Origin of the sequence: Paractinoplanes atraurantiacus (genome assembly GCF_900215205.1) — a bacterium.
GTDB classification, from domain to species: domain Bacteria; phylum Actinomycetota; class Actinomycetes; order Mycobacteriales; family Micromonosporaceae; genus Actinoplanes; species Actinoplanes atraurantiacus.
Genome location: NZ_OBDY01000015.1, coordinates 21,324 through 40,592, shown reverse-complemented (window position 1 = coordinate 40,592; position 19,269 = coordinate 21,324). Strand labels below are relative to the sequence as shown.

Annotated in this window: 13 protein-coding genes; 8 read left to right on the top strand and 5 right to left on the bottom strand. The window is 70.6% G+C overall.

The window, feature by feature from the left end; genetic code table 11:
• Positions 1-10: 10 nt before the first annotated feature.
• A complete protein-coding gene (locus tag CRP55_RS28995) occupies positions 11-2,146 on the bottom strand; it encodes a tetratricopeptide repeat protein (protein WP_097323345.1) in 2,136 nt (711 codons plus the stop codon).
• A 44-nt stretch (positions 2,147-2,190) separates the two neighbouring features.
• On the bottom strand, positions 2,191-3,087 hold the full coding sequence (locus CRP55_RS28990; RefSeq protein ID WP_097323343.1) for a LysR family transcriptional regulator: 897 nt from the start codon (positions 3,085-3,087) through the stop codon (positions 2,191-2,193).
• 84 nt (positions 3,088-3,171) lie between these two features.
• On the opposite strand from CRP55_RS28990, the gene CRP55_RS28985 reads away from it, so the two are divergent.
• The 4 genes from CRP55_RS28985 (at position 3,172) to CRP55_RS28970 (ending at position 9,801) form a co-directional block, all read left to right on the top strand.
• Positions 3,172-4,029: an NAD-dependent epimerase/dehydratase family protein gene (locus CRP55_RS28985; RefSeq protein ID WP_097323341.1), complete on the top strand. Its 858-nt coding sequence runs from the start codon at positions 3,172-3,174 to the stop codon at positions 4,027-4,029.
• A 197-nt stretch (positions 4,030-4,226) separates the two neighbouring features.
• The gene (locus CRP55_RS28980; protein ID WP_245923445.1) at positions 4,227-5,417 is read left to right on the top strand and encodes a hypothetical protein; all 1,191 of its coding nucleotides are present in this window, start codon (positions 4,227-4,229) and stop codon (positions 5,415-5,417) included.
• Between the two features lie 94 nt (positions 5,418-5,511).
• Positions 5,512-7,587 (top strand): ATP-dependent zinc metalloprotease FtsH, encoded by a 2,076-nt coding sequence (gene ftsH, locus CRP55_RS28975; RefSeq protein WP_097323337.1) that lies wholly within the window; start codon positions 5,512-5,514, stop codon positions 7,585-7,587.
• A gap of 432 nt (positions 7,588-8,019) precedes the next feature.
• Positions 8,020-9,801 (top strand): right-handed parallel beta-helix repeat-containing protein, encoded by a 1,782-nt coding sequence (locus tag CRP55_RS28970; RefSeq protein ID WP_097323335.1) that lies wholly within the window; start codon positions 8,020-8,022, stop codon positions 9,799-9,801.
• A gap of 69 nt (positions 9,802-9,870) precedes the next feature.
• Here the strand turns inward: CRP55_RS28970 and CRP55_RS28965 are convergent, their stop codons facing one another.
• Positions 9,871-10,410, bottom strand: coding sequence for a DUF4240 domain-containing protein (locus CRP55_RS28965; protein ID WP_097323333.1), 540 nt, complete (start codon positions 10,408-10,410; stop codon positions 9,871-9,873).
• 10 nt (positions 10,411-10,420) lie between these two features.
• Entirely contained in the window at positions 10,421-11,566 is a 1,146-nt protein-coding gene (locus CRP55_RS28960; protein ID WP_097323331.1) for a helix-turn-helix domain-containing protein, read from the bottom strand.
• A 128-nt stretch (positions 11,567-11,694) separates the two neighbouring features.
• Between CRP55_RS28960 and CRP55_RS28955 the strand changes: the two genes are divergently transcribed.
• Complete coding sequence (locus tag CRP55_RS28955; protein ID WP_097323329.1) at positions 11,695-12,909, top strand: YncE family protein; 1,215 nt, start codon at positions 11,695-11,697, stop codon at positions 12,907-12,909.
• Positions 12,910-12,967: 58 nt separating this feature from the next.
• Here the strand turns inward: CRP55_RS28955 and CRP55_RS28950 are convergent, their stop codons facing one another.
• Complete coding sequence (locus tag CRP55_RS28950; protein ID WP_097323327.1) at positions 12,968-15,181, bottom strand: MMPL family transporter; 2,214 nt, start codon at positions 15,179-15,181, stop codon at positions 12,968-12,970.
• Between the two features lie 230 nt (positions 15,182-15,411).
• Here CRP55_RS28950 and CRP55_RS28945 point away from each other — a divergent pair, with 230 nt between their 5' ends.
• The 3 genes from CRP55_RS28945 to CRP55_RS28935 all read left to right on the top strand — a co-directional run bounded on the left by CRP55_RS28945 (position 15,412) and on the right by CRP55_RS28935 (position 19,027).
• Positions 15,412-16,167, top strand: a complete 756-nt coding sequence (locus tag CRP55_RS28945) for a S1 family peptidase (protein ID WP_245923443.1) — start codon at positions 15,412-15,414, stop codon at positions 16,165-16,167.
• 117 nt (positions 16,168-16,284) lie between these two features.
• Positions 16,285-16,836: a TetR/AcrR family transcriptional regulator gene (locus CRP55_RS28940; protein ID WP_097323324.1), complete on the top strand. Its 552-nt coding sequence runs from the start codon at positions 16,285-16,287 to the stop codon at positions 16,834-16,836.
• A gap of 13 nt (positions 16,837-16,849) precedes the next feature.
• Positions 16,850-19,027, top strand: a complete 2,178-nt coding sequence (locus CRP55_RS28935; protein WP_097323322.1) for an MMPL family transporter — start codon at positions 16,850-16,852, stop codon at positions 19,025-19,027.
• The last annotated feature ends 242 nt before the right edge of the window (positions 19,028-19,269 follow it).

Here is a 19,269-nt window from a genome sequence, read left to right as displayed (position 1 = left end):
AGCGTGAGGGTCAACCGGCGGCGGCCGAGCTGAGCGTCCCGGGCTCGGGCTTCTGACGCCCGAGCACCCGGGACATCTCCAGGGCCTTCGCCCGATGCCGGCGGGCCGCGGCCTTGTCGCCGGCTCTCTCGGCGAGCTCGCTGAGCTGCTGGTGGGTGTCGGCGACGCCCTGACTGCTCTCGATCTCCAGGTAGATGCCCAGGGCCAGGCCGAGCCGATTCCGCGCCTCGGTGAACGCGGAAAGATCGGTCTCGAGACGGGCGAAATGCCGATGGACGTACGCGGTCTGGAGGCGATCGCCCATCTCCTCGTCGAGGGCGAGCGCGCGTTCGAAGTTCCGGCGGGCCTCGGTGTAGCGGCCCTCCAGCCGATCCAGCGTCCCGGCCTGGGTGCGGGCGTCCGCCTCGAGATCACGCTGGCCGGTTTCGACGGCAACCTTCAGCGCGGCGTCCGCTCTCGCTCGCGCCGCGCCGAGGTCGCCGCCCTTGCGGTCGAGCGCGCACAGCAGTAGCTGGATCGCCGCCCAGTCGGTTGTGTCGCCGAGCTCGTCGTATCGGCCCAGGGCGTCCTGAAGGTGCACACGGGCCGACGCTAGGTCTCCGGTGTGCTTGTCGATGCGGCCCAGATTCGACACTGCGTGCGCGCAGCCCATCGGGTCGCCGACCGCCGTGAACGTCTCGAGCGCCCTGGTCGTCAGAATGGTCGCGTCGGCGTACCGCCCGGTGAGCCACGCGCAGATGCCCAGCTCGCGCAGGATCTCCGCCGAGACCGCGGGGTCGTCGGTGGCCGCCTCGGCTGCCTGGAGGAGGTCGGACAGCAGCGCGATGCGGTCGCGGACGCGCAGATATTGCGCCGCGGTCAGTGGCAGTTCCCAGGTGAACGGATGCTCTTCGGCCTGGATCGCGTGGCGCGCGCACATGACGATGTTGTCGATCTCCGCGTGCCACCAGGACAGGTCTGCCATCACCGGCGTGCCGGCGCCGGCGTCCCGGTAGTGCCGCATGAGGTCGCCTATCGCGTCCGCGCGCAGTCCGGCGAATTCGCCGTGCCGCATCACGCTTTCGCGGACCAGGTCGTGAATGGTGAAACGGCCGGCGACGGGCTCACTCAGCAAATTGCGGTCGCACAGGGCATCGAGTACGGCCTGCGTCTCGGGCGGCGACATCCGCAGGAGCGCGGCCGCGCTGTCCGCCGTTACGTCGGCCGTCGGCGCGAACGCGACCAGGGCCAGCGCCTTGCGGGCCGGCTCGTCCAGGGCGCGGTAGGCCAGTAGGAAGACCTCACGTACCGACGCCAGCGGTGTATCGAGCCGCCTCATCAGGTCGTCGCCGGAGAGCTCGGGATGATGCCGGAGCCACGCCGCCGCGAGCCGGATGGCCAGCGGCAGGTGTCCGAGGCGGGCGACGATCGACGCCGCGTCCGGCGCCGGCCGGCCCAGCACGATCCGGAAGAGTTCGCTCGCCTCGGCCGGGCTCAGCACGTCGAGGGAGACGGTCTCGACGCCGTCCAGATCGAACAGCCGCCGCCGGCTGGTGACGATGACCAGCGAGGAGGAGGCGCCGGGCAGCAGGGGCCGGACCTGGTCGGCGCCGGCCGCGTTGTCGAGAACCACGACGGCCTTGCGGGCGCCGAGCTCGGCCCGCCACAAGTTCACCCGCGCGGCGGTGGCTGCCGGGATCTGGTCGGCCGGCACCCCGACCGCGAGCAGCAAGATCTCCAGCGCCTCCGGGAGCGGTAGCGGCGGCTCGCCCTCGCTGAAGCCACGCAGGTCGAGGAAGACCTGGGCGCCGGGATAGGAATCGGCGAGCCGGTGAGCCGCGTGAACGGCCAGCGACGTCTTGCCGATCCCGCCCATGCCGTCCACTGAGTAGATCGGGGAACGCGCCGAGACGATGCGGTCGAGGTCCTTCGCTCGCCCGGTGAAGTCGGTCAGATCACGCGGCAGGAGGTTCCGTCCGCGGGCGGCGGGTGCCGCAGGACTCGCGTCGGTGGCCACGACGATCGCTACCGCGACGCCGACCAGGGCCGCCAGTCCGGCGATCAGCCACCAGTTCCATCGCGTGGTGGCGATGTTGGTCAGGGCGCCGATCAGCGCGCCGACTATCGGCCCGGCGGCGAGGACGAGGGAACGGCGGCGCTTGGCCATGGCTGCTCCTTCTCACCTGAGGAGACGAGAGCAGTGTGGCAGTTTCAGTAGCGCTCGCGCTGCACCACGTGGCTGTCGATCAGGTCGAGGAAGGCCTTTGTCGCCCTCGTGGGTGCCATCGACAGTGCCGTCGCCACCGCCAGGGTCCAGGACTCGGCGGGTGGGTCGAGGGGGACCGCGACGACCGTCGTCATGGTCTCGGTGACCAGGGGTGGCACCAGGGCTATGCCGATGCCGGACTCGACGAAGCTGGGGACCGTGCTCAGGTCGCTGACCTCGACCGCTATCTGGCGGGTTATGCCCGCTCCGCGGAAGTCGGTGTCGGTGCGGGAGCGGTTGCAGAAGCCGGCCGGCAGGTCGATGAACGGTTCGGCCGCCACCTCGGCCCGGGTGACGCTGTCGCGGGTGGCCAGCGGATGGTGGGCCGGGACCAGCAGGCGCGGCTGGAAGGTCGTGATCGGGTCGAGGCGTACACCCGGAACCGGGTTTTGAACGCCGACGAAAGCGACGTCCAGCGTGCCCGTGCGCACGCCCTCCAGGAGGCCGTCGGTGCCGGCCGCGTCGATGCTCAGGCTCAGCTGGACCTCGGGGTAGCGCTCGCGGAAGTCGCGGACCAGCGAGCGCAGGTCGACCACGGTCAGGCCGCTCAGCGTGCCCACGCGCAGGCTGCCGGTGACCCCGCCGAGCACGCCGTTGACCGCCTCGCGGGCCTGGTCGAGGGAGTCCAGGGCGCGGCGGGCCTGGGGGAGCAGGGCCTTGCCGGCCTCGGTGAGCGTGACCTTGCTGGTGCTGCGCTCGAACAGTGGGGCGCCGAGGTCGCGCTCCAGCGCCCGGACGCTGGCCGACACCGTCGACTGCACCGCGTGGGTGCGGCGGGCGGCGCGGGTGAAGCTGAGCTCTTCCGCGACGGCGACGAAGAACTGGAGCTGGCGCTGTTCCACGCGGCCAGCTTATCGCCTGAGGCGATGAGTGGGATCACAACTATTCGTTGGTGGCGGATAGCTGGCGCGGGTACTTGTTGACGCATGAAGATTCTTCTGGCCGGCTCGACCGGCTACATCGGGTCGGCGCTGCTTCCGGCCCTGGTCACGGCGGGTCACTCGGTCACCGCGCTGGTGCGCGGCGAGGACAAGGCTTCGGTGGTACGGGGTAAGGGTGCGGCCGCCGTCGTCGGTGACATCACCGACGGCCCGCTGGTCACGAAGCTCGCTTCGGAGGCCGATGCGGTGATCACCGTGGCGTCGCCGGGCGGGGCGGACAGCAAGGACGCCGAGACCGCCTTCGCCGACGCGGTTCTCGAGGGTCTGGGTTCGGGCAAGACATTTGTCCGTACGGGCGGGATCTGGGTTCATGGCGCGGGCGTCGTCGACGAGGACACGCCGCGGGACGCGCCGGCCCTGACCGCGTGGCGCGAGGCGGTCGACACGAAGGTGCTGCGGGCGCCGGGCGTCCGGTCGATCCTGATCGAGCCGGGCGTCGTCTACGGCCACGGCGGCGGCATCCCCAACGTGGCGGTGGCCGCGGCGCGGGCCGGCACCTTCGTCGGGCCGGGCACGCAGCACTGGACCACCGTGCACGTCGACGACCTGGCCGAGCTCTACGTGGCCGCGCTGGAGCGGGCCGAGGCGGGCTCGACGTTCCTCGGGGTGAGCGGCGACAACCCGGCGACGAGCGAGATCGGTGAGGCGCTGGCGGGCCGGCTCGGCCTCGGCACGGTCGTTCCCGAGACTTCCGAAGCGCTGGTGGAGCGTCTCGGCGCCTTCGGTGAGGCGCTGCTGCTCGACCAGCAGGCGTCCGGCGAGAAGGCGCGCACGGTGTTGTCGTGGAAGCCGTCGCGGCCCTCGTTGCTGCAGGACATCGCGAACGGGTCGTACGACGGCTGAGCCGGTCTTCCGAAACCCACATGGCCGGAAGCTGGGTGCGGCCTCGCGCCGCACCCAGCCGATGCCGAGTGGCGGGAGCCGCGATCTTGCGGTGGGGTGCCCGCTGCCGAGTACAAAATCCTGGAAAAAATTCTCTTGGCGTTGATCCGCCCGTGGGAGCGCTCCCGTATGGACGGGAGAAGCACGTTGGTTCTCCCATGGCGGAAGGCGCAGTCCCAATGTACAGATCCCGATTCAACAAGTCCCGTGCCAACACGCGCCGCTGGCAGATCGGCGCGGGAGTGGCGGGAGTCGCGGTGGTTCTCACGGGCGTCGGGCTCGGAGTGGCATCGGCGGCGGAGACCGTGCCGACGGTGAACTGTCCACAGGTGAACAATCTCCCGGCCGTTCCGGCGCAGGCCCAGGCCGAAGTCAAGCAGAACCTGGAACTGCTCAACACGCAGATCCGGGAGGCGAACAACCGGATCGCCTCGACGGTGGGCCAGGGCGGGCCGAACTTCATTCAGAACGCCATTCTCGGGCCCCTGAAGGACAAGCGTTTCGCGACCATCAACCGCATCGAGACGGCGATCGGGCGCAACGCGGCCAAGCCGAACCTGAACGCCGAAGGGCTTTCCGGCTGCTCGCTGAACCAGAACGGCGGATCGTCGGCGCAGCAGCCGGTCGATGTCCCGGCCGCGGGTTCGGGCAACACCGGCAACGCCGGTGGTGGCGGGAACAACGCGGCTCTGCCGACCGTCAACTGCCCGCAGCTGAACAACCTGCCGGCCGTTCCGGCGCAGGCCCAGGCCGAGGTGCAGCGCAACCTGGAACTGCTGAACACGCAGATCAAGGAAGCCAACAACCGGATCGCCTCGACCGTCGGCCAGGGCGGCGCGAACTTCATCCAGAATGCGATTCTGGGCCCGCTGAAGGACAAGCGTTTCGCGACCATCAACCGCATCGAGACGGCGATCGGGCGCAACGCGGCCAAGCCGAACCTGAACGCCGAAGGGCTTTCCGGGTGCTCGCTGAACCAGAACGGCGGGGCCTCGACCGAGCAGCCCGTCGAGGTGCCCGCGGCCGGAAACGGTGGAAACGGCGGGAATGTGGCGGTCGCCACCGTCAACTGCCCGGCTCTGAACAATCTGCCGGCCATTCCCGCTCAGGCCCAGGCCGAGGTCCAGCGCAACCTGGAACTGCTGAACACGCAGATCAAGGAAGCCAACAACCGGATCGCCTCGACCGTCGGCCAGGGTGGCCCGAACTTCATCCAGAACGCCATTCTCGGGCCGCTGGAGGACAAGCGTTTCGCGACGATCAACCGCATCGAGACGGCGATCGGGCGTAACGCGGCCAAGCCGAACCTGAACGCCGAGGGCCTCGCCCCCTGCTCGCTGAACAGCTGAATCACCCCTTCCCGGCCGGCGTTCCCGCCGGCCGGGAAGTCACGCTCATCACGTGAACGCATTCCCGTCATTCGGCGGGGGTAGCTTCGCGAACATGCCCGCCGACAAGCCGCCGCAGAACCAGCCGCACCGCCCCCACCCGTGGAAGGTGGAGGGCGCGCCGCCCGCGCCCCCGCCCGAACCGCAGAAGCCGCAGCGGTCGTCGTGGGTCCGGTTCGGCGTGACGCTGGTGATCCTGCTGGCGCTCAACTGGATCATCTCGTCGGTGCTGCTGGCGCCGCCGGAGCGTACCGCGGTGTCGTACACGTACTTCCTCACCCAGGTCCAGGCCGACAACGTCTCCGAGATCACCTCGACCGGGGAGACGATCGAGGGCCAGTTCAAGAAGGAAGTGGCCTACACGCCGAGCGGCGAGACGAAGTCGGAGCAGGTCGAGCGGTTCAGCACCGAGCGGCCGTCGTTCGCCGACGACAACCTCTTCGCCCAGCTCCAGGCCAAGAACGTGCCGGTCAACGCGAACCCGCCGGACGCGCCGGCGCCGCTGTGGCAGCAACTCCTCGTCGGTTTCGGGCCCACGCTGCTGCTGGTCGGCATCTTCGTCTGGATCGCGCGGCGCTCGGCGGGCGCGCTCTCCGGCGGCGGGCTCGGCGGATTCGGCAAATCCAAGGCCAAGTTGTACGAGCCGGAAGGCGGCCCCCGGACGACGTTCGCCGACGTGGCCGGCATCGAATCGGTCGAGCAGGAGGTCACCGAGATCGTCGACTTCCTGCGCGAACCCGGCAAGTACCGCAAGCTCGGCGCGCAGATCCCGCACGGCGTGCTGCTGTCCGGCCCGCCCGGCACCGGCAAGACGCTGCTGGCCCGCGCGGTGGCCGGCGAGGCCAAAGTGCCGTTCTTCTCGATCTCGGCCTCCGAGTTCATCGAGGCGATCGTCGGCATCGGCGCCAGCCGCGTCCGCGACCTGTTCGACCAGGCCAAAAAGGTCGCCCCGTCGATCATCTTCATCGACGAGCTCGACGCGATCGGCCGGGCCCGCGGCGGGTCGGCGTCGCTGGGCGGCAACGACGAGCGCGAGCAGACCCTCAACCAGATCCTGACCGAGATGGACGGCTTCACGGGCAGCGAGGGCGTGGTCGTGCTGGCCGCCACCAACCGCACCGAGATCCTCGACCCGGCCCTGCTGCGCCCCGGCCGCTTCGACCGCCGGGTCACGGTGAGCCCGCCCGACCTGGCCGGCCGCCGCCAGATCCTCGAGGTGCACACCCGGGGCGTGCCGGTGGCCCCCGGCGTCGACCTGCAGGGCATCGCGTCGTCCACGCCCGGCTTCGTCGGCGCCGACCTGAAGAACCTGGTCAACGAGGCGGCCCTGCTGGCGGCCCGGCGCGGGCACGAGCAGGTGGCCAACAACGACTTCACCGACGCCCTCGAGAAGATCACGCTGGGCACGGTCCGCGGCCTCATGCTGACCCCGGAGGAGAAGACCCGTACGGCCTACCACGAGTCGGGCCACGCCCTGCTGGGCATGCTGACCCCCGGCGCCGACCCGGTCCGCAAGATCTCGATCATCCCGCGCGGCCAGGCCCTGGGCGTCACCTTCCAGAGCCCGAACACGGACCGCTACGGCTATTCGGCCGAGTACCTGCGCGGCCGCATCATCGGCGCCCTGGGCGGCCGGGCGGCCGAGGAGGTCGTCTTCGGCGACATGACGACAGGCGCCGAGAGCGACCTCGACCAGGTCAGCAACATCGCCCGCCAGATGGTCGGCCGCTGGGGCATGTCCGACGCCATCGGCCCGGTCACGGTCCTCCCGCCGCCCGGACAGGAGTCACCGTTCGGCTCGGACAACATCGCCCCGGCGACCCGGGAGCTGATCGACGCCGAGGTCCGCAAAATCGTCGAGGAATGCCACGCCGAGGCCCTGTCGGTCCTGCGCGCCCACCGGGACCAACTGGACCGCCTGGCCCACCGCCTCCTGGACACGGAGACCCTGGACGAGGCCGACGCCTACGCCGCGGCCGGCGTGGACCGGGACACGGCCCCCGGCGCGGTGGCCCGGGGCGAGGCCCCCGGCACCAGCCCGGCCCCCGGCCTCCCGGTCTCGGTCTCCCCGGAGTCGGCCCCCGTCTCGGTCGCCGCCGACGCGACCTCAGCGTCGTCCCCGTCCGACTGACCCCTCCGCCTCTCTCGCCTCAAGCGGCCGGCGCCCACTCGGGTGCCGGCCGCTTTCGCCTTCGCCTTACGCCGGGCGCCCGGCATCGCTTCCCCTGACGATCCGCGAGGCGATAGCCGCCACGTCGGGTTCGGTAGGGCGGGTCGGTCACGCCGCCGCGGACTCGGTGGGCGACTTCGCGGCGGCGCTCTTCTGCAAGCGGGCCTCCTCGACACCGGCCGGGCCGAGGTCCGCCCGATGGCGCCGGCGCACGTGGCTGCAAAAAACCTGCAAATCATTTGCATTGACGAGTGTGTATTGGCGGTGACATATTTCGGCTGTGTTGCGGTTGTGGGAGGCTGCAAATACGCGGGCAGATGTTGCAGAGATCGGCTGTAATTTTCCGCGCCTGGGCTATCGCGGAGTCGTCTATCGCTCCAAGGAGAAAAGCTCATGTCAACCTCCCCTCGTGTGCGCTGGGCTGCCGGCGCCGGATTCACGGCCGCGGTGGTGGCGGCGGGAATCATGATTTCCGTGGCCGACGCGCAGGCGGCCACGCTCTTCTCGGCCGACTTCGAGTCGGGGGCCAGTGGATGGTCGAAGTCGGGCGGCACCTGGTCGGTGGTCGCCGACGGGTCGCAGGTGCTGCAGCAGTCGGACGCCGGCAGTCAGCGGGCCCGCGAGTTCGCGGGTGACACGGCGTGGACGAACTACGCGGTGCAGGCGCGGGTCAAAGCGACGTCGTTCGGGTCCGCCGCGGGCGTGGTGGCGCTGACGGCGCGGGCGGCCGGGGCGACCAAGATGTACCGGCTGTCGCTGACCGGGGGCAACCGGGTGCAGCTCGAGGCGATGAACGGCAGCACGGTCAAGGTGCTGGGTGGCATCAGCCAGACGATCTCGGCGAGCACCTGGTACACGCTGCGGCTGGCGGTCAACGGCAGCACCATCAGCGGGACGGTCAACGGGACGAGCGTGGGCTCGGCCACCGACACGTCGATCGCCTCCGGGCGCATCGGGCTGCTCACTGAGTCGGCGGCCGGGCGCTTCGACGACGTGGTGGTCGACTCATCAGGTGGCACGACACCCACAACGCCGCCGGTCACGTCCCCGCCGGCCACGACACCACCGCCCACGACCCCGCCGCCCACGAGTGGCGCTCTTTACGTGGCACCGGGTGGCAGCGCGTCGGCGCCGGGCACGCAGGCGGAGCCGACGACGCTGGCCAGTGCCATCACGCGGATCGCGGCGGGCGGGACGATCTACCTGCGCGGCGGGACCTACGCGTTCGCGCAGACGGTGACGATCGCGGCCGGCAACAATGGGACGTCATCCGCGCGGAAGGTCCTCACCGCGTACCCCGGAGAAACCCCGGTCCTGAATTTCTCGGCGCAAGCCGAAGACCCGGCCAACCGCGGGCTCGCCGTGAACGGCAACTACTGGCATGTGCGGGGAATAGTCGTCGAGAGGGCCGGTGACAACGGCATTTTCGTGGGCGGAAGCAACAACATTCTCGAGCGTACGATCACGCGTTTCAACCGCGACAGCGGCCTGCAACTGTCGCGGATCGCGTCGGACACGCCGAACGCGCAATGGCCGGCGAACAATCTCGTGCTCAGCGCGGAATCGCACGACAACGCGGACTCCGACGGTGAGGACGCGGACGGTTTCGCGGCCAAACTGACGGTCGGCGGAGGCAACGTCTTCCGGTACGCGGTGTCGCACAACAACATCGACGACGGCTGGGACCTTTACACGAAGACGGACACGGGACCGATCGGGGCGGTGACGATCGAGGACTCGCTGTCGTACAACAACGGAACGCTCAGTGACGGCAGCCAGGCCGGGGCGGGCGACCGCAACGGCTACAAGCTGGGCGGCGAGGACATCGGCGTCAACCACACGATCCGGCGGAACATCGCGTACCGCAACGGCAAGCACGGGTTCACCTACAACCGGAACCTCGGCACGATGACGATCTCGAACAACATCAGCATCGACAACACGGAACGCAACTTCTCGTTCGACGGCGGAACGTCAGTCTTCCGTACGAACACGTCGTGCCGTTCCGGCAGCGGCTCCAACGACAAGATCGTCGGGGACAGCGACAGCTCCAACCAGTTCTGGAGCGGCACGAACGGCTCCCGGTGCGGCACGCTGTCGGGCGCGCTGGGCTGGTCCTACGCCGCCGACGGCAAGCTGGTGGTGACCTTGGGCGGCCGGGTGGTCACGCCGTAGCGGAATCGATGTCGGGCCGCCAGCCATCCACAGTGGTGACGGCGGCCCGCGCCGACTCGGTGAGGCGGGTCAGGGGGTCCAGCCGGCCAGGTTGCCGCCGGTCTCGCGGGTGATCGTGGAGTCGCGGCCGGGCCGGGCGCCGAAGCGGTCCTCGTGGAGGTGGGCGAAGAAGTAGCACATCTCCTCGCAGTCGGCGTCGAGGACGGCGAGGGCGGGATCGCGCTGGACGGCCTCGTAGAAGTCGCGGCCCAGGGCGACGATGAAGCCTCGGGCGTACAGGAAGCCGTCGTCGGAGCCGTCGGTCACCTCGTGGATGTCGGCGCGGTCGATGTCGTGGAGCTTGCGTTCGAGGACGCGGTCGAGGTCGGCCAGGTCGGCGCTGGACAGCTCGGCGGACAGCTCGGTCAACGTCCGCAGGAAAGGCGCCAGCCAGCCGTCGAGGGCGTACAGCTCGAAATCCTCGTCCCCGGGGCCGCGGCCGATCAGCGCCCGGCGCAGCGCGAGCGGTTCGGGGCCGAGGCGCTGCCAAGCCGACTCGATCAGGGTCCAGAACCGGTCTTCCTCGGCCGCCGTCGGCACGCGGCCGGGCTTGTTCAGCGTCTCGTCCACGCGCGGGATGCTATCGCGCGTCCAAACTGGACGGACGGCGGCTCCATGAACTCAGCGCCCACCACCACCGGACCGTCTCGGGAACCGACAGGGACCCGGTGAAACCGGTGAGCTCGGTCAGGCGGTGCAGGCGGTAGCGGACCGTGTTCGGGTGCAGATGCAGCGCCGCGGCGGTCAGGTCGAGGCGGTGGCCGCGGTCGAGGTAGGCCAGGGCGGTGCAGGCGAGCTGCCGGTGGAACTCGTCGGCCGGGTCCAGGGCGGCCAGCAGTTCCGCCGCGAGCATCGAGCCCAGCAGGGGCTGGGCGGCGAGGGCGGTCTCCGCGGCCAGGTCGGTCACCCGGCACACGCCGGTGTGCTCCCGCGTGCGGGCCGCATGCAGGGCGGTCAGGCAGAGGCGGTGGGCGGCCGGCGCGTCGGTGAGCGGCACCGGCGGTGTGGCGACGATCAGCACGGGCGGGTCGATCGCGCGGCCCGTGGGCAGGCGCGGGGTCAGGCCGCTGATGCGGCCGTCCACCGGGGCCAGGACGCCGCCGCAACGAGCCACCGCCTCCTCGAGGGCGCGCACCCGGGCCGGGTCGGCCACGTCCGAGATCAGGCAGTGGTAATGCCCGTCGTCGCGCAGCCCGAAGCGGGCGGGGTCGTCCTGGGCCGACGTGTCGTCGAGCAGCACGCGCCGCAGCACGCGCATGCGGGCGGCGCGGTCGTCGCGGTCGAGCCCGCTCGCGGCCGACCGGTGGCCGTCGATGACATGGCGTTCGAGCGCCCGGCCGTACGTCTCCAGTTTGAGCAGCCCGCGCAGCAGCGCCTCGTCCGCGATGCCGGCCGCGCGGCCACGGTCGACCGCGATCTCGAGCAGGCGGCTGCGCCCGGCGTGCACCCCGGCGATCAACCCGGCCACCGGCACTCCCCGCGCGGCCAGCTCGGCCCCGAACCGGCACGCCGCACTGAAGTCGACCACAAACCCGAACTCGGTATCGACCGAGGAGCCCGTGGCCGTCGCGGGTGCGTCGGGGGTGCGGAGGAAAGCTTCGCAACCGGCGACCAGCAAGGTGGCCACCTGGGCGCGGGTGGCGGCGGTGGGGCCGCCGGCGGCTCGGAGGATCTCGTCGACCAGGGTGTCGTCGGTGGCGAGGCCTCGGATCAGCTCGGCCAGCATCGGGGCCTCCCTGGTCGTTGTGGGTGGGGCACAACGCGGCGGCCCCGGCTTGGCCACCGGCCTCTATCGATGCGAGAGATTCTCGTGTTTCGATGTCGTTACCGCAAGGTAACCCCCGGGAGGATGGCATGTTTGCCGGTCGATTCGTCGGGGCGGCCACGGCCGCCCTGCTGACGTTGGTGCCACTAGCGAAACAGGACGAGCTGCGAGAAGTCATGTTCGTCGGCAACAACTGGGAGGGCACGGTCGACGTCATCCGGTCGAGCGGCGACTACGCGAAGATCGGCCGGCTGAACGTCGTCCCGGACAAGAACCAGCGCCTCACCGAGATCGCGCTCAACCCGATCCGCCTGGCCTTCTTCCTCGGCATCCGGTCCGGGCCCGGCGAGGGGCACGACCAGCTGGTCGACGACATGTACACCACGCCCGACGGCACCGCGCTGGTCGCCTCGCGGCCCAGCTTCGCCGACGTGGTCTCGATCGACCTGGCCACCGGCGCGCTGAAATGGCGCTTCGGTGTCTCCGGCTTCCGCAGCGACCACATGGCCGTGTCGCCCGACGGCCGTTCGGTGGCCGTCTCGGCCTCGACCTCCAACACCGTGCACGTGCTCGACATCGTCACCGGGCGTCAGCTCGGCTCGTTCGCGGCCGGTGACAAGCCGCACGAGAACATCTACACCGGCGGCGGCCGCTACCTCTGGAACTCCTCGATCGGTGAGGTCAACACGGCGCTCGACGACCCGTGGCTCGACTGGACCAAGGGCGACCGCAAAATCACGATCGCCGACACCAAGACCTTCCAAGTTGTACGGACCATCGACATGCGCCAGAGACTCGACGCGTTCGGGCGCGGCGACCTCTCCGACGCTGTGCGCCCGGCCGTCTTCACGCCGGACGAGTCGAAGCTGTACTTCCAGGTCTCCTTCTTCGCCGGCCTGATCGAGTACGACGTCGCCACCGACCGGATCACCCGGGTCAAGGCGCTGCCGCTGAACCCGGCCACCAGCACCGACCGCACCACCTGGGTCAACGACTCCCGTCACCATGGCCTGTCGATCAGCCCGGACGGCGCCAAGCTCTGCGTGGCCGGCACCATGGACGACTACGCGACCGTCGTCAACCGCGCCACGTTGACCGAGGGCCCACTGGTGCAGGCCTCGAAGCCGTACTGGGCCACGGTCAGCGGCGACGGCAAGGACTGCGTCATCTCCGAGTCCGGCGCCGACCGGGTCAGCGCCATCAGCTTCGCCACCGGTCAGCGGGTCGCCACGGTCGCGGTCGGCGACCATCCCCAGCGCGTACGCATCGGCCACCTCCCGGCGAGCTGGCAATCCCCGTCGTAGCGGCAGAAGGGGAAGCCCCCGGCGGAATAGCCGGGGGCTTCCTGGTCGGTCGGCGGGATCAGTGGCGGCCGACCAGCTCCGGGGTGGGTGCGGCGGGGGAGACCGGCGCCGCGTGACGGCCCCGGGGGCGCATGAAGCGGGGCGCCCACCAGTTCTTGTTGCCCAGCAGGGTCATCAAGGACGGCAGGACCACGGCGCGGATGATGGTCGCGTCCAGCAGGATCGCTGCGGCCAGCCCGATGCCCAGCTGCTTCATGTCGATCGTGCTCAGCGTGGCGAAGATGGAGAACACCGCCACCATCACCAGGGCCGCGCTGCTGACCGTGCCGGCCGAGCCCGTGATGCCCTCGGCCACCGCCTCGCGGGTCGGCACGCCCCGCTGCACCGCCTCGCGGATGCGGCTCACCACGAAGACGTGGTAGTCCATCGACAGGCCGAACAGGACCACGAACAGGAACAGCGGCAGCCACGAGACGATGGCGCCCATCGACTCGAAACCGAGCAGGCCTTCGGCCCAACTGCCTTGGAAGACCAGGACCAGCAGGCCGTACGCCGCGGCGGCCGACAGCAGGTTCAAGGCGATCGAGGTCAGCGCGACGACCACCGAACGGAACGTCCACGCCATCACCAGGAACGTCAGCACCAGCACGAACCCGGCCACCAGCGGCAGTGTCCGCCAGACGTGGGCCGCGTAGTCCTCGGACTCGGCCACGCCACCACCCACGGCGTACTTCGCACCGGGCACGCCGGACAGGGCGGCCGGCGCCAGCGTCTCCCGGAGCTTGTGCAGGGAGTCCGCGGCCTCCTCGCTACGGGACGAGTACGGCGTCGCCACGTCCAGGACCGTGATCGTCTTGTCGGCCGACACCTTGATGTCCGGGCCGGTCTCCTCGAGCGGGGCGAACAGGGAGTCGCCCTGGGTGCTCTGGGCGAGCTTGGTCAGCGCCGTCTTCACCTCGGCCGCCGAGGAGGCGGGCGCCTCGACGACGACGTCGTGTGCGGTGCCGTTGCTCGGGTAGGCGGCGGTCAGACGGTCGTACGCCTGCATCGCCGGTGTCGTCCTCGGAAGGTCCTCGGTGCCGGGGAACTTGAGCTTCATGCCCAGCGCGGGCGCGGCCAGGGCGAGCAGGGCCAGGACGCTGACCAGGAGCGTGGCCGCCGGCCAGCGCAGGGCCGGGTGCAGGATGCGGCGCCAGACGCGGCTGCCGGACGACGACGTCGAGCGGGCCGAGAGGCGCCACAGCAGCGGCACCCGCGGCCGGTCGACCCAGCGGCCCAGCTTGGCCAGCAGGGCGGGCAGCACGGTGAGCGAGCCGATGACCGCGACCGCCACGACCAGGATGGAGCCGACGGCGAGCGAGGAGAAGACGGCGTCGCGGGCCAGGAACAGGCCGGCCATGGCGATGATGACGGCGGTGCCGGAGACGACCACGGCATGCCCCGAGGTCTCGGCGGCGATCTCGACCGCGTCGACGTGGCCGCGGCCCTTGGCGCGTTCCTCGCGTTCGCGGCGGACGTAGAACAGTGAGTAGTCGACGCCGACGGCCATGCCGATCAGCAGGATGACGCTGTTGGTGGTGTCGGTCGACGGGATCACGTGCGAGGCCAGCGTGGACAGGCCCATCGCGGCCGCGACCGACATCAGCGCGAGCAGCACCGGCACGCCGGCGGCGATCAGCGCGCCGAAGACCAGGATGAGGATGGCCAGGGTGACCGGCAGGCTGAGGATCTCGGCCCGCTGGAAGTCCTTGCCGAGGGTGTCGTCGAGCGCCTTGCCGATGGTCGGCCCGCCGACCGATTCGACGCGCAGCTCGGGGTGCTTCTCCTGCACCGTGGCGACGGCCGCGTGCAGCGGCTCGACCCGGTCGGAGGCGGTGTCGGGGTCGCCGCTCATCGTGATCGGCACGAGCAGCGCCGAGCCGTCACGGGCCGGGACCGGCTCGCCCACGGCGGAGACGCCGGTGACGTTGCGCAGGGCGGCGGCCGTGTCGGCGGCCGCGCGATCGCCGGCGGCCTTGTCCAGGGCCCCGGACCGGGCGGTGATGAGGACGTTGTCCTCGGCCGGGGCCGAGTCGAACCCGCCCTTGTCGATCATCACGTAGGCCTGGCCGGCCTCGCCGATCGCGCTGTCCTCGGCGGTCGCCTCCTTGGCCCCGGCCATGTTGCCGGCCATGAAGCACACCGCGACGAAGGCCACCCACAGCGCGATGGCGCGCCACGGATGCTCGGCGCTCCACCGCGCCACGCGTACTGTTATCGGCCGCTTACTCATTCGAGAGCCCCCCAGAAAGTTTTCTGTGTCGAACCTGAAATTAGGCAGTCATCCAGCTGGGAACATCCGGGCCGAACCCCCGTCGTCCCCCGAGGGCCGAGTGGCGGACAACTGTCGGATAAGCAGCAGGAACGCGCCTGGAAAACGGACTGAACGGGCGTGTCGGCCGGAAAAGTCTCAGGGCTTTCCCCGGAATGCCCCTGATGCGGGCGTGGACTAGCGTCCTCCACATGAGACAACGAATAAGGTCGATGCTCGTTGCCGCGGCAACGATCGGCGGCGTTCTGTTCGGCGTCACGGGACCCGCGAACGCCGTGGCGAACGGCGAGCCCGTACCGATCGGCAAGTACGCCTTCTCGGTCAAACTGACCATGACCGGCATTCCCACGGCTGACGGCGGCAAGCGGAACAGCGCCTGCTCGGGCGCCCTGATCTCGTCGCGCTGGGTGATCACCGCGGGGCACTGCTTCCGGGACGCCGCCGGCGTCCGCGTGGAACGCCCGGTCGCCGACCTGACCACCGCCACGGTGGGCCGCACCGATCTGACCGACACCACGCGCGGCCACGAGATCGAGATCGTGGCGGTCCGCCAGTCGCCGACCGCCGATGTCGCGGTGGCCAAGCTGGCCGAGCCGGTGCGCGACATCCGCCCGATCAAGATCGGCCGCACCGCGCCGGAGATCGGCACGATCGTCCGCCTCACCGGCTACGGCTCCACCACCAGCGTCAACCCCGCCCCGGTGACCCGTCTGCAGACGGGCCTGCTCGAGGTGGTCGAGCTGAGTGCCAACGTGACGGGCCTTCAGGGGTACGCGCCCGAGCGCGACACGACACCATGCCCGTACGACTCCGGCGCGCCCTTCTTCACCAAGCGCGGCGAACTGGTGGCCGTGGTGAGCACGGGGCCGTCCTGCCCGCACACCGGCGTCGAGACCGCGGCCCGGACCGACAACATCGCCACCTGGATCAGGCAAGCCATCCGCTGAGCCCCGATTGAAAGGCCGGCCGTGGGGAACAAACCCCTCGGCCGGCCTTTTGCCATGTGAGGACCGACACGGTCGGTTACCGACCGAAGTGGTCCGCAACCGACTAGTCTGGTCCGCATGCCGCGCCCGACCAAGCAGCAGATCGACGACGAGATCCTCGAGGCCGCCGCCAGTCTCTTCGCGCGGCACGGCTTCAAGGAGACCTCCGTCCAGCGCATCGCCGACGCGGTCGGCTACTCCAAGACCGGCCTGCTGCACCGCTATCCGACCAAGGAGTCGCTGCAGCAGGCGGTGGTCGACAAGGCGTTGAGCGCGGTCCGCGAGATCGTCGCCCAGGTCGAGGGCATGCCGGCCGGCCCCGCCCGCGACCGCGCGGTGCTCAGCGAGATCGCCCACCTGGCCATGGACTTCCCCGGCACGGTCGCCCTGCTCCTGTCGGGCCTGCAAGCCGACCCCGAGTCCGATCTCGGCCTCGCGCTGGAGGAGCTCGGTCAAGGCATCTTCGCCGCCTTCGCGCTCGACCCCGAGTGCGACAACGCGCGCGCCATCCGCGTGATCGGCGCCCTCGGCGCGCTGGTCCTGCTCGGCATCACCATGCGGGAGAAGCCCCTGGTCGTCACCCACGACGACCTCATCGCCGTCAGCTACGACACGCTCGGCCACAAGTAAAAGGGATTCGCTAATGGCAACCTTGCTGCATCGCCTGGGACTGGGCTCGGTACGACACAAGGCCATAGTCATGGTCGTCTGGCTGGCGGCGCTGATCGCGCTCGGCGTGGGCGCGGCGACACTGTCCGGCAAGACCGTGAACACGTTCGAGATTCCGGGCCAGGAGTCGACGGTCGCGCTCAAGCTGCTGCGCGAGCGGTTCGGCGCCGCCTCGGCGGGCGCGTCGGCCCAGGTGGTGTTCGAGGCACCCAGCGGCAGCAAGATCACCGACCAGGCCAACGCGGCCAAGGTCGCGGCCGCCGTCGAGAAGCTGGGCAAGCTGCCCGGCGTGCTCGCGGCCAGCAACCCGCTCGACCCGAAGTCGCCGACCGTCTCGCGCGATCAGAGCACGGCGTACAGCACCGTGAGCTACGGCGTGCAGAACTCGGAGATCACCGAGGAGGAGCGCACCGCGCTGACCGCGGCGGTCGACGAGGCGCGCAGCGGCGGCCTGACCGTCGAGGCGCGCGGTGACGCGACGCAGGAGTCCGGCGCCGACATCGGCGGCACGGGCGAGATCCTGGGTGTCGTCGTCGCGCTGGTGGTGCTCGCGGTGACGTACGGCTCCCTGGTCCTGGCCGGTATGAACCTGCTGACGGCGCTGGTCGGCGTGGCCATCGGCGCGCTCGGCATCACCACCCTGACCGGCTTCGTCGACCTTCAGTCGACCACCCCGATCCTCGCGATCATGCTGGGCCTGGCCGTCGGCATCGACTACGCCCTGTTCATCGTCACCCGGCACCGGCAGGAGCTCAGGCGCGGGCTGCCACCGGCCGAAGCGGCGGCGCTGGCGGTCGGCACGGCCGGATCCGCCGTGGTCACGGCCGGTCTGACCGTGGTGATCGCGCTGGCCGGCCTCGCGGTCGCCGGCATCCCGTTCCTCACCGAGATGGGCCTGGCCGCCGCGGCCACCATCGTGGTCGCCGTGCTCGTCGCGATCACCCTGCTCCCGGCCATCCTGGGCGCGCTCGGCATGCGCGCGCTGCCGAAGAAGGCCCGCTCCAACCCGGCCGCGGCGCCGGTGCGCGACCGCGGCTTCTTCCGCGGCTGGGCCGCCCTGGTCACCGGCCAGCGGGTGATCAGCCTGGTGCTGGCGGTGGCGGCGCTGGCCGTCGTGTCGATCCCGTTCTTCTCGTTGCGCACCACGCTCATCCAGAAGTCACCCGACGGCAGCAGCGCGGCCAAGGCCGACGCCATCATCGCCGAGCGTTTCGGCGCCGGCTTCGCCGGTCCGCTGCTGGTCCTGGTCGACGGTTCCGGTTCCTCGGCGTACGCGGCCACGGTCCAGCAGAAGGTGCAGACTCTCCCGGGCGTCGCGGTCGTGGCCCCGCCCCAGCCCAACCAGGCTCAGAACGCGGCCCTGATCACGATCATCCCCACCTCCGGCCCGGAGGACACCGCCACGATCGACCTGGTCCATGCCATCCGCGACGACGTGGCCGACGGCCCGGACGCCAAGGTCTACGTCACCGGCACCACGGCGGTCAGCATCGACGTGTCGCAGAAGCTCGACGAGGCCCTGCCGCGCTACCTGATCCTGGTCGTCGGCCTCGCCTTCATCCTGCTGGTGCTGGTCTTCCGGTCGCTGCTGGTCCCGGTCGTCGGCGTGCTCGGCTTCCTGCTGACCATCGGCTCCGCGCTCGGCGCGACGGTCGCGGTCTTCCAGTGGGGCTGGCTGTCCGACCTGGTCAACGCCCAGACGACGGGCCCGCTGCTGAGCCTGGCCCCGATCATCATCGTCGGCATCCTGTTCGGCCTGGCCATGGACTACCAGGTCTTCCTGGTGTCACGCATGCACGAGGCCCACGCGCACGGCGCCTCCCCCCGCGACGCGGTGGTGACCGGCTTCAAGCAGGCGGCCCCCGTGGTGGTCGCGGCGGCCACGATCATGTTCTCGGTCTTCGCCGGCTTCGTCCCCGAGGGCAACGACACGATCAAGCCGATCGCCTTCGCCCTGGCCATCGGCATCCTGTTCGACGCCATCGTGGTCCGCATGATCCTGGTCCCGGCCGCCATCGCCCTGCTGGGCCGCTCGGCCTGGTGGCTCCCACGCTGGCTGAGCTGGCTCCCGGTGGTCGACGTCGAGGGCGCCGCCTTGGAGCGCGAGGCCCCCACCAAGCGCACCGAGGAGCAGGCCCTGACCACGTCCTGACCCTCACCGGGCGCCGCCCCACCGGCGCCGCCCGTCAGCACCCGCCGAGCCGGCGCCCGAACTTCCGGGCGCCGGCTCCGCTGTCCACCGGCCCCAGCCCACACGAACGGCGCTGGCCACCCCCGATCCGCCACACCGCGGCCCGGTCTGGGTGGCTGCGGGTCGCTGCGGCCCGGCCTGGGTGGCTGCGGGTCGGTGCGGCCCGGCCTGGGTGGCTGCGGGTCGCTGCGGCCCGGTCTGGG